Origin of the sequence: Streptococcus orisasini (assembly GCF_001431045.1) — a bacterium.
In the GTDB taxonomy this organism is placed as follows: domain Bacteria; phylum Bacillota; class Bacilli; order Lactobacillales; family Streptococcaceae; genus Streptococcus; species Streptococcus orisasini.
In genome coordinates, this window is sequence record NZ_BCLE01000034.1 from 17881 (window position 1) to 33845 (window position 15965).

At 39.9% G+C, this 15965-nt stretch carries 13 protein-coding genes and 2 pseudogenes; 6 read left to right on the plus strand and 9 right to left on the minus strand.

Annotation, left to right across the window (positions count from 1 at the left end; translation table 11 throughout):
- The first annotated feature begins 2 nt into the window (after nucleotides 1-2).
- The 4 genes and pseudogenes from der to glpK all read left to right on the plus strand — a co-directional run bounded on the left by der (nucleotide 3) and on the right by glpK (nucleotide 4155).
- Nucleotides 3-1313 carry a ribosome biogenesis GTPase Der gene (gene der, locus SCSH_RS07545; RefSeq protein WP_057491277.1) on the plus strand — a complete coding sequence of 437 codons (1311 nt, stop codon included), beginning with the start codon at nucleotides 3-5 and terminating at the stop codon, nucleotides 1311-1313.
- A gap of 170 nt (nucleotides 1314-1483) precedes the next feature.
- Nucleotides 1484-2107 carry a hypothetical protein gene (locus SCSH_RS07550; RefSeq protein ID WP_057491278.1) on the plus strand — a complete coding sequence of 208 codons (624 nt, stop codon included), beginning with the start codon at nucleotides 1484-1486 and terminating at the stop codon, nucleotides 2105-2107.
- A 93-nt stretch (nucleotides 2108-2200) separates the two neighbouring features.
- A pseudogene (locus SCSH_RS10935) lies at nucleotides 2201-2340 on the plus strand (ComC/BlpC family peptide pheromone/bacteriocin).
- 297 nt (nucleotides 2341-2637) lie between these two features.
- Entirely contained in the window at nucleotides 2638-4155 is a 1518-nt protein-coding gene (gene glpK / locus SCSH_RS07555) for a glycerol kinase GlpK (protein ID WP_057491279.1), read from the plus strand.
- A gap of 166 nt (nucleotides 4156-4321) precedes the next feature.
- Here glpK and SCSH_RS07560 read toward each other — a convergent pair whose 3' ends face one another.
- From SCSH_RS07560 to serS, 3 genes are all read right to left on the minus strand, one after another.
- Nucleotides 4322-4678 carry a hypothetical protein gene (locus SCSH_RS07560; RefSeq protein WP_057491280.1) on the minus strand — a complete coding sequence of 119 codons (357 nt, stop codon included), beginning with the start codon at nucleotides 4676-4678 and terminating at the stop codon, nucleotides 4322-4324.
- 43 nt (nucleotides 4679-4721) lie between these two features.
- A complete protein-coding gene (locus SCSH_RS07565) occupies nucleotides 4722-4949 on the minus strand; it encodes a bacteriocin (RefSeq protein WP_057491281.1) in 228 nt (75 codons plus the stop codon).
- Between the two features lie 339 nt (nucleotides 4950-5288).
- Entirely contained in the window at nucleotides 5289-6572 is a 1284-nt protein-coding gene (gene serS, locus SCSH_RS07570) for a serine--tRNA ligase (RefSeq protein WP_057491282.1), read from the minus strand.
- A gap of 799 nt (nucleotides 6573-7371) precedes the next feature.
- On the opposite strand from serS, the gene SCSH_RS11110 reads away from it, so the two are divergent.
- Entirely contained in the window at nucleotides 7372-7539 is a 168-nt protein-coding gene (locus SCSH_RS11110) for a class IIb bacteriocin, lactobin A/cerein 7B family (protein ID WP_152972541.1), read from the plus strand.
- A 325-nt stretch (nucleotides 7540-7864) separates the two neighbouring features.
- The gene (locus SCSH_RS07575) at nucleotides 7865-8947 is read left to right on the plus strand and encodes an acyltransferase (RefSeq protein WP_057491283.1); all 1083 of its coding nucleotides are present in this window, start codon (nucleotides 7865-7867) and stop codon (nucleotides 8945-8947) included.
- A 73-nt stretch (nucleotides 8948-9020) separates the two neighbouring features.
- Here the strand turns inward: SCSH_RS07575 and SCSH_RS07580 are convergent, their stop codons facing one another.
- From SCSH_RS07580 to recD2, 6 genes and pseudogenes are all read right to left on the minus strand, one after another.
- Nucleotides 9021-9398 carry a DUF956 family protein gene (locus SCSH_RS07580; RefSeq protein WP_057491284.1) on the minus strand — a complete coding sequence of 126 codons (378 nt, stop codon included), beginning with the start codon at nucleotides 9396-9398 and terminating at the stop codon, nucleotides 9021-9023.
- Nucleotides 9399-9545: 147 nt separating this feature from the next.
- Nucleotides 9546-10457, minus strand: coding sequence for a PTS system mannose/fructose/sorbose family transporter subunit IID (locus SCSH_RS07585; protein ID WP_057491285.1), 912 nt, complete (start codon nucleotides 10455-10457; stop codon nucleotides 9546-9548).
- A gap of 15 nt (nucleotides 10458-10472) precedes the next feature.
- Complete coding sequence (locus tag SCSH_RS07590) at nucleotides 10473-11288, minus strand: PTS mannose/fructose/sorbose transporter subunit IIC (RefSeq protein ID WP_057491286.1); 816 nt, start codon at nucleotides 11286-11288, stop codon at nucleotides 10473-10475.
- 98 nt (nucleotides 11289-11386) lie between these two features.
- Nucleotides 11387-12379: a PTS sugar transporter subunit IIB gene (locus tag SCSH_RS07595; RefSeq protein ID WP_057491287.1), complete on the minus strand. Its 993-nt coding sequence runs from the start codon at nucleotides 12377-12379 to the stop codon at nucleotides 11387-11389.
- A 377-nt stretch (nucleotides 12380-12756) separates the two neighbouring features.
- Complete coding sequence (locus SCSH_RS07600) at nucleotides 12757-13224, minus strand: hypothetical protein (RefSeq protein WP_057491288.1); 468 nt, start codon at nucleotides 13222-13224, stop codon at nucleotides 12757-12759.
- A gap of 483 nt (nucleotides 13225-13707) precedes the next feature.
- A pseudogene (recD2, locus tag SCSH_RS07605) lies at nucleotides 13708-15907 on the minus strand (SF1B family DNA helicase RecD2); the annotation flags it as partial.
- Between the last annotated feature and the right edge of the window lie 58 nt (nucleotides 15908-15965).

Here is a 15965-nt window from a genome sequence, read left to right on the forward strand (position 1 = left end):
TAATGGTTTTACCAACCGTAGCGATTGTCGGCCGTCCTAATGTCGGCAAGTCGACACTTTTTAACCGTATAGCTGGTGAACGTATTTCCATCGTTGAAGACGTTGAAGGAGTGACAAGGGACAGGATTTATGCCAGTGCTGAATGGCTCAACCGGAAATTTTCCTTGATTGATACAGGCGGCATTGATGATGTTGATGCGCCGTTTATGGAACAAATCAAGCATCAGGCTGACATTGCCATGACAGAGGCTGATGTTATTGTTTTTGTAGTGTCCGGTAAGGAAGGTGTTACGGATGCTGATGAGTATGTTGCAAGGATTCTCTACCGTACCAACAAGCCTGTTATCCTTGCTGTCAATAAGGTTGACAATCCTGAAATGCGCAATGACATTTATGATTTTTATTCGCTTGGTTTAGGAGATCCTTATCCTGTTTCATCTGTTCATGGACTTGGAACCGGAGACGTGCTGGATGCTATTGTTGAAAATCTTCCGACAAAACTCGAGGAAAATAATCCTGATGTGATAAAGTTCAGTCTGATCGGCCGTCCCAATGTTGGTAAATCCAGTCTTATTAATGCCATTTTAGGAGAAGAGCGCGTGATTGCAAGTCCCGTTGCCGGTACCACGCGCGATGCTGTTGACACGCATTTTACAGACAGCCAAGGTCAGGAATTTGTCATGATTGACACTGCTGGTATGCGAAAATCTGGAAAAGTCTACGAAAATACCGAGAAATATTCTGTCATGCGTGCTATGCGCGCCATTGAGCGTTCGGATGTCATACTTATGGTTATCAATGCTGAAGAAGGAATCCGCGAATATGATAAACGTATTGCGGGCTTTGCTCATGAAGCTGGTAAAGGGATTATCATTGTTGTTAACAAGTGGGATACTCTTAAAAAAGACAACCATACAGTCTCTAACTGGGAAGAAGATATTCGTGATCAATTCCAATTCCTGTCTTACGCCCCAATCATTTTTGTTTCTGCCTTAACTAAGCAGCGTCTTAATAAGCTGCCAGATATGATTAAACAAATCAGCCAAAGTCAAAATACCCGAATCCCATCAGCAGTGCTCAATGATGTCATCATGGATGCGGTTGCTCTTAATCCAACGCCGACTGATAAAGGCAAGCGTCTCAAAATCTTTTATGCAACACAGGTTGCTGTCAAGCCGCCGACTTTTGTTATTTTTGTCAATGAAGAAGAACTGATGCACTTCTCTTATCTGCGTTTCTTAGAAAATCAAATCCGCCAAGCCTTTGTTTTCGAAGGAACTCCTATTCATTTAATTGCCCGAAAACGCAAATAAAAACAACGAGAGTTTGGGACACAATCATAACTGTCTGTCCCAAACTCTTTCTTTGTTTAACCAATAGTTGATTAGATTTACTTCGTTCTCGATTTTAATCAATTGCGTAAGCAAAGCCACAAAATCCATTTGGAAGCTTATTCTCATTTTACAAATATAAGGAGAAAATGATGTATCAAAAACTCAGTACTTATCTTGATTATCGAGGCTTTAAATATATTAAACCTGAAAAGGCAGGCCATTTAGCAGCTGAAATGAAGGACTTAAAAGCTCTGGGACAGGCTGCGCGTGCTGAATTTACCGAGATAGCTAAAACTCTGGAACCTAAAGTTGCGCCATTTCAGATGACTCGTGTTAGCAATTGGGCTAATCAAGCTCAGATAGCTAGACCTCATTTTTGGTGTTATTTTAAAAGACCAGAAGACAGTCAAGATGATGTTGGGATTGCTATTAGACTCTATGGAGATTCAGCTGATTTTGGAATTTCAGTCGAGGTTAGTTTTATCGAACGCAAAAAATCAGAAATGACTCTCCTTAAACAGCATAAGGTTTTGGAAATACCGATTGCTGAGCCGCTTTATTATTTTGCTCAGGAAAATGGAGAGAGTCATCGGGTGTCAGGAACAGAAGTCAACCGTCAGGATTTACGAGAAAAAATTGCAAGTGGTCAGGTTCGAAAAGTTCTGGTTAAGTATGATATTCCTATATTAGAAGGCCTAGATTTAACAACTCTGACTGATCAATTAGCACAGGGATTTGACAGGCTTATGCCTTATTATCAGGTAACCAGATGAAAGATGTTAAGCAGCTTTGACTCATAACTTTTCATGCCTATGTCGTAGAGTACTGTTCATATGAATACATAAGCATTTGAACAATTTGATATCATGGATGATGAAGTGCTTTCAGTTGTTGAAGGTGGGGTATTATTAGATGTGTACTTGGAACAGCAGGCTTAGGTTTTGTAAGTGGCGTGGGAGCTGGTACGGTATCTGGAACAACCGTAGGTGCTGCTATATTTTGTTGATATGAAAAATAATAAAACGACTTTGTTTATTGGAAGTCTGCCTTTGCTATTTTTATCGGAACTTTTTAGTTATTTACTCCCAGATTTCTAGATAGAAGACAAGAATGGCGGTCTTTATATGTTAATAGCTCAGCACAGTTCATTTTAACTGTGTTGAGTAAGTTGACTTATCTTAATATCTGGAGAAGATTAAATTGTTTTTCGCTTTTTTAATCGTTGTCCACTTTTCTCACCTTGAGAAAAGAAAAAGACTAAGGTATAATGTTTGTAAGCGTTATCAAAAAATGGAGGTGAGCCATGACGGATTCTTATATCTTAGCAATTGATGAAGGGACAACTTCAACACGAGCCATTCTTTTTGACAAGGCCGGAAAGAAAGTGCATGAGGCTCAAAAGGAATTTCCCCAATATTTTCCGCAGCCTGGCTGGGTCGAACATGATGCCAATGAGATTTGGAATGCCGTACAGGCGACCTTGGCAAATCTTTTTATCGAATCGGGAATCAAACCTCAGCAGATTGCAGGCATTGGTATTACTAATCAGCGTGAAACTACAGTTATCTGGGATAAGGCAACAGGTTTGCCTATTTATCATGCCATTGTCTGGCAGTCCAGACAGACCAGCAGTATTGCTGATAAGCTGGTGGCTGATGGTTATCAGGAGATGTTTCATGCAAAAACAGGCTTAATTGTCGATGCTTATTTTTCCGCTACTAAAATTCGCTGGATTTTAGATCAGGTACCGGGAGCCCAGCAGCGAGCTGAGAATGGGGAGCTGCTTTTTGGCACGATTGATACTTGGCTGCTCTGGCGTCTGACAGGCGGACAGGCGCATATGACAGATTACTCTAATGCTAGTCGAACCATGCTGTTTAATATACATGAGTTAACTTGGGATCAGGAGATTTTGGATTTACTTCAAATTCCATCCAGTCTCTTGCCAGAAGTGAGGGCTAATTCTGAAGTCTACGGTTATACTGTTCCCTTTCATTTTTTTGGCAGTTCCGTTCCTATTTGTGGTATGGCGGGAGACCAACAGGCGGCTCTCTTTGGACAGCTGGCATTAGAAGAAGGAATGGTGAAAAATACTTATGGGACAGGTGCCTTTATTGTTATGAATACAGGGACACAGCCCATTAAGTCAGCTAATCATCTTTTGACGACTATTGCTTATGCGTTAGATGGAGAGGTGACCTATGCTTTAGAGGGCTCTGTCTTTGTAGCAGGCTCTGCTTTGCAATGGCTGCGTGATAAATTGCATCTCTTGGCATCAGCACCTGATTCTCAAGCGGCGGCTTACCGTTCGAAAAGTCACAACGAAGTTTATATGGTTCCTGCTTTTACGGGCCTTGGAGCCCCTTACTGGGATAGTGAAGCGCGCGGTGCAGTCTTTGGTCTGACCCGCGGAACGAGTGATGATGACCTTATTAAGGCGACCCTGCAGTCATTGGCTTATCAGACGCGCGATGTTATAGATACTATGCGGACTGATACAGCTATTGCTATTCCTCAGTTGCGGGTAGATGGCGGTGCAGCTATGAATACCTATCTCATGCAGTTTCAAGCAGATATTCTCCAGATACCGATTGAACGGGCAGCTAATCTGGAAACAACCGCTCTGGGAGCAGCCTTCTTAGCAGGTTTGGCCATTGGCTATTGGCAGGATACAGAAGAATTAAAGGCGCTTTTTACTGCCGGTCAGCGATTTGAACCGTTAATGCCTGCTAAAGAAGCAGAAGAACTCTACCAAGGTTGGCAAAGAGCTGTTGCTGCGACTCGTTCTTTCGCTGTTAATAAAAACGAGGAAAATTCCTAATAGTGTATTTATCTGGGCTCATTGTCGGCTGTAAAGTTGATATGAGCCGTTTTTTGTCTTTTTTAGTTAGAAAATTTTTGAAAGGAATCAATAAAAAAAGTCCTCAGAAAATACTTTTCAAGGACTTTTATTTGAAGTTTATTTTATAGCTATGATTGTTATTTAATCAACCCTTTTTTCTGTTTATCCACCTGATAACTCCGGCAACTAATAATAATGTTATTAATCCCAAAGCGACAATAACAACCGTAGAATTTACTACAGTAGGTAAAGTATCAATTCTATTGATTAAACGCATAGCAGAAAGGACAGCGAGAAGAATTAATGTAGAAGATTCAATCCTGATAAGTGAAGTCATCTCATTATCAATTGCCCACAAAAAGCCTGGGAAACAAAATAATGAAATCGCTATCACAAACAGGTTCGATATCCTCTCTTCACCATTGTTAATCACTGTCATCATAAGAATATTTGATATGATGATAATTGCTGTACAAATGATAAAAGAACTTTTTCTTCTCACGGTAACCACCTCAAAACGTAGATTAATTTAACAACTGCCTAGGTTAGGATGCTAGACCATAGCCCATGTATGCACCTGATGCTGCACAAATACCTAAGTAAGCTGCTCCTGCTCCCCAACCAATTGGACCAGTAGCCATACAAACAGCCATAGTTGCAGCGCCATAAGCCGCAGCACCACCAAATACACGATCCCAATTGACTCCGCCTTCAATGCTAGCAAGCATGTCATCGTTCATAACTTCAAATTGTTCAAAAGCTAAAGTATTCATCAATACTCTCCTTTAAATTTTTTATTTATACCCAGATATTAAGTAACAGGATCCTAACCTATTGGATATGTTTCCATTTTAGGGTTATTTTAAGAAAAAATCAAGGAAATTTAAGAATCGCTATACACACTTAATTGTCTTGATATATTTAAGATAATTTTCTAGAAATTAATTTAAAATTAGAACAAGGCTAAGTTTCTCTTCTATCATGGATAAACATAGGGCTAAGCAAAAAAGCTCCTATGTTCTTTTTTAATAATTCTAATAAAATTTACTCTAAAAAGAGACTCCCAAAATCAGACTTTTTCTGTCTCGCTTTTGGGAGTATGCTGTATTGATTTATTTATTATTGTGAGTAATCACTTTAGTAGCACCCATATAAGGTTGGAGCACTTTTGGAATGGTTACAGAACCGTCTGCATTTTGATAATTTTCAAGGATGGCAGCAACCGTACGGCCAACGGCCAGTCCTGAACCATTTAGGGTGTGAAGCAGTTTCACCTTGCCATCAGCTTCGTCGCGGTAGCGAATTTGAGCACGGCGTGCTTGGAAATCTTCGGTGTTTGAGCATGAAGAAATCTCGCGGTAAGTGTTTTGTGCAGGAATCCAGACCTCTAAGTCATAAGTCTTAGCAGCTGAGAAGCCCATATCGCCAGTACAGAGGGTAATGACACGGTAAGGCAATTCTAATTTTTGCAGAATATTTTCAGCATTTGCTACCATTTTTTCCAATTCATCATAAGAATTTTCTGGTTTGGCAAATTTTACCATTTCAACCTTATGAAATTGGTGCAGGCGGATAAGTCCACGAGTGTCACGGCCAGCAGAACCAGCTTCTGAACGAAATGATGGACTCATGGCAGTAAAGTAAACCGGCAGTTTTTTGCCATCAATAATTTCGCCACGATAGTAATTGGTTAATGGCACTTCGGCCGTTGGAATGAGAACATAATCAGTATCTGCCAATTCAAAAGTATCTTCTTTGAATTTTGGATATTGGCCTGTTCCAAACATGGACTCATGATTGACCATGTACGGAGGGATAACCTCTGTGTAGCCTTCTTTAGCGTGTTCATCGAGCATGAAGTTATAGATAGCCCGCTCTAAACGAGCTCCCAGTCCCTTGTAAAACAGGAATCGTGACCCTGTGACCTTGGCACCACGCTCCCAATCTAAAATATCGAGACTTTCGCCTAGATCCCAATGAGCCTTGATGTCAAAGTCAAATTCACGAGGAGTTCCCCAGCGGCGAACCTCAACATTTTCATCTTCATCAGCTCCTATAGGAACACTTTCGTGAGGTGTATTAGGCAAGATAGTTATGATCTGATTCAGTTTTTCATCCGTTTCAGCCAGTGCAGCATCAGTTGCTTTAATCTGTGCTGATAATTTCTGCATGGCAGCAATCTGTGCAGAAGCATCCTCTTTATTGCGTTTAGCCTGTGCAATAGCAGCAGAAGCTGTATTACGTTCTGCTTTAGCCTCTTCAGACTTTATAAGAAGAGCACGGCGTTTCTCATCAAGTTTTTTTAACTCCTGCAAAGTGTCCTGACTGACACCGCGATGAACTAATTTTTCAGCGATACTGTCAAAATTATTGCGAATTTGTTTGATATCCAGCATTTTTTCTCCTTAACATAAAAACACAGACAGTGATTTGCTGGAGCGCCCTAAGCGCGGTTCCATCCAGCTTCACATTCTGTGCCCTTAATTGCTATAATAAATAAAATTTTCACGGTAGAATTTCACACGGTTTCCCTGCCTGCTCTCAGCAACCGCAGACTTTCTGAAAAGGATTCTGTGCTACTTATCCGTTGCTTTCATTATACAGGATTTGAAATAAAAAGTAAATAATGTTTCTTTTAATAAAAATTAAGAGGATTGGGAATTTGTTATAAAATGTTATCTTAATAAATTTTAGTTGTTCTAAGTTCAAGATACAAGGGGCGTCTGCGGATAAAGGCAAAATAGGGAGTGCGCCGCGAAATCGTTAAGATTCTAGGCGGACTCATCTTTTTGCCACAATCTGCAGCCCGTGTTCAATTAAGATTTTGAGCCCAAGTCTCAAAATCTCCGAACACCAGAAGTCACTCATTTCTGGTGTTTTGCTACAGCGGAAAGTATCTGGGTCAGACTCGTTTCATTCGCCTATTTTTCTTATAGATTGTGAATTGATATTATCCTAGGATGTGTGTGCTTGTGAAATGCTAACTAGAGAGTTTGTCTACAACCTGAATGTGTTTTATTTATAACTAATTTATTAAAAAGTTAAGACAAAATATATATTTTTTTAATTAATTGACATAAAAATTAATTTTAGTTTTCTTTGGAGCTTTTGGGGTTCACAATCTGTATAAAAAGCTTTACAATAACTCTGTTGACTGACAAAGTTGATAAGTAAATAAAATAAGGAGAATAATCAATGAACACATTAGCATTTGAACAATTTACTACAGTAAACCAAGAAGAACTTACGATGGTTTCAGGAGGCTTTGGGCCTTTCATTCCAGATCCTCCGTATATCCCAGCACCAATATTTGTTGGTGCTGTTACCGGAGCCACTCTTGGTGCTGCAGTAGCAGGTTTATAAAACGTCACATTAGCCTCTGTGTTTTGCGGGGGCTAATTATTTGATTACATAAGCAATTGGCCGTAAAAATGCTTAAGGCAGAGGTAGTTTTAGAGGCCTTTTTGTAAACTATCTCTTACTTAACATTGATAATAATGGGGTGAGGCTTCAGTGTTCTCACAGCTAATCAGTATCAGTATTTTTAAGTAGAAGTATTTTCTTTATGTGTTTGGTGTGACTGAATTCTGTTCAAAAATGATTAATTTTATGAAGCTCAATTAACAAAATGTCTCAAATTAAAAACATTTTTCTATTTGCTTGTTTCCTATGTTAGAATAATAAAACGATGAATGAAACGATTAGAAAAAAACAATATTCGCATTATAATTCTGGAATTGATTTTCTGCGTATTTTTGCTATGTTTATGATCGTTGTTACCCATGTTTTGGGGAAGGGCGGCATCCGATCAACTGTAGAGGAGGATTTTGACCTTTATTATTTTGTAACTTGGACTATTCAAGTACTGGCTTACAGTGCTGTTAACTGTTATGCTTTGATTAGCGGTTATGTAGGAGTTCACTCGTCTTATCGCTATTCCAAATGCCTTTCTTTATGGCTGCAGGTTTTCTTTTATACATTTATTTTTACGACTATTTTTACAATTTTGCAAAAACCGGTGAGCTATCGCGATTGGCTTGAGGCCTTCTTTCCTATTATCACAGGACAGTATTGGTATGTGACCGCTTATTTTGGACTTTTGATTTTTATGCCCATCTTAAACATCGCTTTAAATAGGCTGAAGACAAAGGATTTAAAGCATATCGTCATTCTGGCTATTGTCTTTTTTTCCTTGCTTCCAGTTTTGTTTAATACCAAGGTAGATGAATTTTCTTTTGCCAAGGGTTTTAGTATGAATTGGTTGATTGTTCTTTATATCATTGGTGCTTATCTGCAGCGGCTTGATTTGAAAAAATTATTCAGCCGCAGACTGATCCTTTTGATTGCCCTTACAGCTATGGCTGCAACATTTACTGCTAAACTGCTCATCGGCGATATTTGGTATTGGTACACTTCACCGACTCTTCTTTGTGAAGCCTTGGCTATTTTTATCTTTTTTGCAACTTTAGATATCAAAAAAGGTAGCCGCTTTTTCAAATTAATCAAGGCTTTGGCTCCGACGACACTGGGAGTTTATCTCTTCCATCTGAACCCTTTAATGGTTCGTTTTTTCTTAGAAGATGGCTTTGAATCATTTGTTACAGCGCCTATTTGGCTCTTTCCTTTTCTGATTTTGGGAACGGCCTTTCTTATCTATGTGGTCTCTACCGTGGTTGAGATGCTGAGAATAAAGCTGTTCGCTTGGCTGAATCTAAAGCAAGTAATTATGAAAGTAGACAGCTGGCTGCCTTTTGGGAATTATGAAAACTAAAAAAATGCTGCAGACATTATGTTGTCTCAGCATTTTTTGTGGGCTTGTCTATCAATTGAATAAGCTTAGCTGTTTAAGGCTTAGCTGCTTTATGTTTGCTGCTAAAGCGAGAAGCAATTTTTTGAATAAGGCTGGGGTACCTCAAAACCTTGTCATTGCCGATATGCTCGCGGGCTATTTTTAAAATTTTGCCTGAATCAGATGATGCAAAGAGGAATTTACCCTTGTCTGTAATGATTTCAAAATGTCGGCTGACCTTTTTGCGGCTGACAATGGCTCCCATTTCAATGATGCTTCCCCAAGGAATCTGAATGAAATGTTCAACGTTTGCGTCATTGTAAAATTCAAACCCACGGTCGCCCAAAAGAAATTTTCCGACCTTGCCGCCGATTCCCAGATAAGAAACCCCTTTGCCTGTATACTCAACTTTGGTATTGATTGATTGTGCCATAACCTACTCCTAAATAATATGCTTTATTATATCAAAAAAAGAAAGCTTGCGCAGCGTTTTGTGAATAGAATGCTGAAATTTCAGCTGAAAATAAAAATACTCTAAAGCCTAACGAACTTTAGAGTATCTTGCTATAGTATGTGCTTATTACATCAATCCAATGACGTGAGCTACAATACCAACGATAAAGAGTCCGATGATGATTGTGATTGGAGAAACTTTTTTCTTAAGCAACCACATACATAAGAAGGTAAGAAGCAAGCCCATAAGACCTGGAATCAAGGAATCCAGCTGATCTTGCAGAGTATTTGCTTTGTCCTGTGTTAAGCTGAGACCGTCTGCTACCTGACCGAGGATCTTTTGCAGTTGACCACCAGAAACTGAACCGTTAGGGAATTTGATATAGGCTCCTTCAGATAATTGTGTAGAAGGAAGAGCAACCGTAAACTTAACGGATACCCAGCGCTCTACCAAGGCAGCTAGGATAAACATACCTAAGATAGAAGCTCCTTTGGTAATATCTTTGAGAATACCGCCGGAAAGGTCTTTTGTAATTTCAGAACCTGCTTTATAACCAAATTCTTGTGTGTACCACAAGAAGGCCATACGGATAATATTCCAGCCAAGGAAGAAAATGATTGGACCAAGGATGTTACCTGAAGATGCAATAGAAGCACCAAGGGCACCGAGGATAGGACGTACTGTAAACCAGAAGACTGGGTCACCGATACCAGCCAAAGGTCCCATCATACCGATTTTAACCCCTTGGATAGCTGCATCGTCAATTTTAGCCCCGCTAGCACGCTCTTCTTCCAGAGCGAGGGTAACCCCCATAATAGGAGCAGCTACATAAGGGTGGGTATTAAAGAATTCCAAGTGGCGTTCCAAAGCAGCAGCACGCTCTTCTTCTGATGTATAAAGTTTTTTGATGGCGGGAATAAGTGCGTAAGCCCAACCCAAGTTTTGCATCCGTTCATAGTTCCAAGAACCTTGCAGGAAAGTAGAGCGCCACCAAATTTTCTTACGCTCTGATTTTGAAAGTTGAATTTTTTCTGCCATGTTAATCGCTCCCCTCTAATAGTCTTCTAAGATGTCGCCAATTGGATCACCAGAACCAGCAGACGAACCACCGTTGCTTGAACCGCCTTGTTTTGAAAGGTTGAGGTAAATAAGAGCCATAGCAACACCGATTGCACCAAGAGCGATTAAGGTCAAATCAGTGAGGGCTGCGAAGACGAAACCAAGAACAAAGAACGGCCAAACTTCGCGAGTTGCCATCATGTTGATTACCATAGCGTAACCAACGGCAACAACCATACCACCGCCGATAGTCATACCGTCTGCCAGCCAATCAGGAATTGCATTAAGCATAGCTTGTACAGTTGAAGTTGGAAGAGCTAGCAGAAGAGCTGCAGGAAGGGCGATACGAAGACCTTGCAGGATAAGAGCAAAGTAGTGAGCACGTTCAACAGCTCCAATATTACCATTTTTAGCAGCTGCATCGGCACCATGAACGACAGCGACAGAGAGGGTACGAACAATCATGGTAAGTGCAAGTCCGGCAACAGCCAGTGGGACAGCAACAGCAGTTGCAACACCGATACCACGCTGAGTAAAGTTGCCGCCCTTTATCATGATGATAGCGGCAGCAGTAGCGGCCAAAGCGATATCCGGAGCAACCGCTGCCCCGATATTTGCCCAACCGAGAGCAATCATTTGAAGTGAGCCACCGAGGATAATACCTGCTTCAAGATGGCCTGTCACCAAACCGATCAAAGTACATGAAACCAGCGGTTGGTGGAATTGAAATTGGTCGAGAATACCGTCCAGCCCTGCGAAGAAGGCGACGATAACGACTAAAATCATAGAAATAATAGAAATATCTGACATGTTTCTACATCCTTCCTTTTTGATTAAGTTATAAATAAATTGATAAGAATCACGAGGAGATAATGGGTCTGTTTAAATGAACAGTTCCTCTTTTATCTTTATTGGACATTTGCTTTTTCAATGAGCTCAAACAAATCTTTTTGAGAATCATTTGGCACTTTACGAACATCGAATTTGACTCCTAAGTCACGGAGTTTTTCGAAGGTTGCAACGTCATCTTTGTCCATTGAAAGAACGTTATTAACCATTGTTTTTCCGGTTGAGTGCGCCATAGAACCAATGTTTAATTCTTTGATTGGCACACCACCTTCAATGGCTTCGAGAGCTTCTTGAGGTGTTTCAAAAAGAATCAGCGCATGTGTGTTGCCAAAACGAGGATCTTTGGCTGCTTCAATCAATTTCTTAATTGGAACAACGTTAGCCTTGACACCACCCGGTGCTGCTTGTTTGATTAATCCCTTACGTAATTCATCTTTAGCAACTACGTCAGAGGCTACGATGATACGATCGGCTTTGGAAGCTGGGGTCCAGTTTGTAGCGACCTGTCCATGTAAAAGCCGAGTGTCAACACGGGCAAGGTTAATCTTGAGTTTGCCATCGCCAATAACAGTTCCTTCTGGGATGGCTCCTTGAGGCGCAGCACTTGTATTGGCAGCTGCAGGAGCAGCTTCTTTAGGCTGCAGTTTTTCAGGAAGGGCTTTGACACCATCTTTAGCTTCCTTAATAATATTTGCGGCCACTTTTTCTACCCCTGCAGAAGCATCCATCATACGTTCTGTGTAAGCTTGGATCAGCATTGGCAGATTAAGCCCGGTGATGATTGCAAATTTACGGTCAGGATTTTCTTCCATGACACGGCTGGCCTGATTAAATGGAGAGCCGCTCCACAAGTCAGCCAAGACTAAAATTTCATCATCTGCATCAAATGCAGCGATTGCATCGTTGAATTTGGCATAAAGGTCATCAGGGCCTTCACTTGGCATAAAAGTCACAACTTGAACTTTCTCTTGCTCACCAAAGATCATAGAACCAGACTGATGAATACCAGCGGCGAACTCGCCGTGGCTGGCGATAACGATTCCGATAGCCATTCTTGTTCTTCCTCCTTATAAAAATTTTTTCTCAATTAAAGAGAATAATGCTTCTTGAACAAAGGCACAGCTTCTCTTTTATTAAAGAAATTTAAGAACATTATTATTCTAAAACGTTTTCATGAAAAAAGCAATAGCTTTTAATAAAAAAGTTCAAAAGGCGGCAAAAAGCAGCAAAACTATCCAGTTTACAGCCAAATTTTTTTTCAGAAAAAATCATTGTTCCATTCCTTTTTGGAAGTTTTTGACTGAAAAAATGACAGATAGTGGAAGATTTTAAGAAAGCCCTTTCCTAAAATTGACCTAAAAAAAGCGAGCACATTCCCGCTTTTTTATCTCATATCAAAAAATGTGCTAAACGCATTGACTGAGAGAGGCTATTCCTCTTTTTCTGACAGAGTTTTTGCCTTTTGGATAGCGTAAAAGTAAAGGACAATATAAGCGGCTTGGATCAAGAGCGGAATGAGGGCGATTTGATTGAAGATAATAATATAGGCAATATTAGCAGTTGACAGCGCAATTCCTAAATAATAAGGGATTAGACTGACTGTTTGTTCTTGTTTTAATTTTGATAGATTAATAAAACAAAAGGCAACAATGGTAATGTCAACGATAAGTGCTACAATGGTAATCATAATTGCTGTCGATGTGATTGATTGTTTAATAGCTGTTAACTGGTTTGCTGACAGATGGAATTTATTGATTGTTCCGTCTTGGAATGCTCGACGCAGAGAAAGAGCGCTGAGTATTCCCATAAGTCCTAAAATGATGCTCAGAATGTTAAGAACAGCAATAACAATAGTACTGGTCTTTAATGACTGCCTTACTTTTTCGTATGATACCATGTATACCTCCTAAAAATAAAAAAACTCACAAATTATAATGTACCCTTATTTTACCATAAACTGCTGTTATTGAAAATATAAGAGTTGAACAATTTATCTCAATGTAGAAAGAGCAGCTAAGTAGAACTGTAAAAGTTGATTTAGCAACGAATTAGAGCTCAGTCAGCTGCTGTGTCTTGCGAGAAAAAACGTAAAAGATTAAATACTTTGTTCTAGTCTCAGCTAAATTAGTTTTACTGTTTTTTACAAATCTTATCTTGAAACAACAAGTAGAAACCATATCTGAAAGGCTACTCTTGAATTTTGATATGTCAGGCTAAATTTTAAAGAATGTTTCGATATCAGTCTGTGATAAACCGATCATTGGATCAATAGTCAGCAAGTTTTCTTCTGTCAGAATAAAAGAATCTTTTTCTGCTATTGGCAGGTTTTCTTTGCTTGTTTCTGTATTCTTTATAGCTGTTGGGGTTTGATTGCTTTTTGACTGCTTGAAGCGCTCAACGAGATAGGTTTTACGCATAGTCCCTTGGTTTTTAACAGCATAAGCAAAACTTGCGATTTCTCCCAGCATCACAAGTTTGCTTTTTGAGCGTGTGATGGCAGTATAGATAAGATTGCGCTGCAGGAGCCGTCCGCTCTGATGTGTAACAGGAAGAATGACTACTTGAAACTCGCTGCCCTGAGATTTATGGATGCTCATGGCATAGGCCAGTGTTATTTTAGTCCATTCATTGCGCGGATAGGAAACCTCAGTCCCTTCAAAATTAATCGTTATTTCGTCTTGCTTAGATTCAGTATATTTTGCGGGAAGCAAGTCGGTAATATAGCCAATATCACCGTTAAACACGTTGATTTGGGCATCATTAACCAGATGAAGCACCTTATCACCTTTACGAAAGTGCAGCTCATTGAATTGAAATTCCAATTGATCAGCTAAGGGATTAAGGAGCTCTTGCATCAGTGTATTAAGATTGTTAATACCCGCCTGTCCACGATACATGGGCGCTAAGATTTGAACATCTTGGGCTGCAATGCCGCTTTTAAGAGCGGATTTAACAATTGTGGTTATCATTTGAGGAATATGGTTGCTCTGTGCTTCAAAATAGGAACGGTCAGCCTTTTTTTCTGTAAAATCAGGCGGCAGAATGCCTTGACGAATCTGGCTAGCCAAGGTAACAATAGTTGAGTCCTCAGACTGTCTGAAAATTTTAGTCAGTGACACTTGCGGGAGTGATGTAAGCTTCAACAAATCAGCCAGAACCTGTCCTGGTCCGACAGAAGGCAGTTGATCGCTGTCGCCGACAATAACAACCTGTGTATCTGAAGCAATAGCGCTAAACAGCTGATTGGCAAGCCAGGTATCCACCATGGAGAATTCATCGATAATAATTAGATCACAATCTAGAAAATCTTCAAGAGCTTGATAATCGCTGTCGCTGTTTAACCCTAGATGGCGGTGGATAGTGGCACTGGGAAGACCAGTCAATTCATTCATGCGCCTAGCAGCCCTGCCGGTTGGAGCAGCTAGGATAATTGGAATATCGCTGCTGTTAAGATCAATATGATGAAGGTTAGCATAGGTTTTTATAATACCGTTGATAACGGTTGTTTTTCCTGTTCCTGGTCCGCCAGTCAAGAGAAATACTTTGTTTTGAAGGGCTTTTTGAATAGCTTCTTTTTGAATGCTGTCATAGTGAATATTGAAATCTTTTTGAACGTGACCAATTTCAGCTTTGATATCCTTATCTTCGGGAAACTTTTCGAGTGGCTTGTCAAGAATACGGCTTAACTGTTTTTGAATGCCGACTTCTGCGTAAAAAAGAGTGTTGTCAAAAATTTTAGTCCCAATATTTTGAACCTTATCCTCGCTAATCAGCTGGTTTAATTCATGGGCCACTTGGCTGGGGTCAAGTTCAACCTGCCTTGCTTCTTCAAGGATAAAAATGGCTTTTTCCAGCAATTCTCTAGCCTCAATATAAGTATCGCCTTTACTGATTGAGACTTCTAAAAGAGTGTGGATTAAAGCCGCACGAAAACGCTGAGGAGCATCACTTTTTATTCCTAGCTGCTCAGCCAATTGGTCGGCCATTTTAAAGCCGATTCCTTGAATGTCCTCAACCAGTTGATAGGGATTTTCGTTGATGATATCTAGACTGTCTTCACGATAGTGGTCGAAGATTTGGACAGCGAGTTTAGTGTTGATGCCGTACTCAGCCAGCTTAGCCAAAATTTGTTCGGTACCGTAGTTCAATCGCAGTTTGCTGATGAATTTTTCCCTATTAACCTTAGAAAGGCCAGAAATACTGGTTAATTTACTGGGATCTTCTAAGATTTTATCGATAGGCTCATCACCGTAAAGCTGGATGATTTTTTCAGCAGTTTTTTTCCCAATTCCCTTAAAATGGTCACTGGAAAAATATTTAACTAAACCAGCAGAAGAAGGTTTGGCACGTTCATAGCGTTCGATCATTAACTGTTCGCCATATTTGGGATGCTGCCTTAGTTGTCCCCAAAAAGTGTAATTTTCTCCTTCGATTACATCGGCAATAGTTCCTGTGACAATAATTTCAAAGTCGTCAAAATCACTGTCGGTCTCATCAATTTCCAAAAGAATAATCTTAAAAAAGTTACTGGCATTTTCAAAAATAACACGCTCGATAGTGCCTGAAAAATAGTAGGTCATAGCAATTCCTTATTAAAAATCGGAAGCAGAAATATCCTCAAAAAATAGGAATTATTCC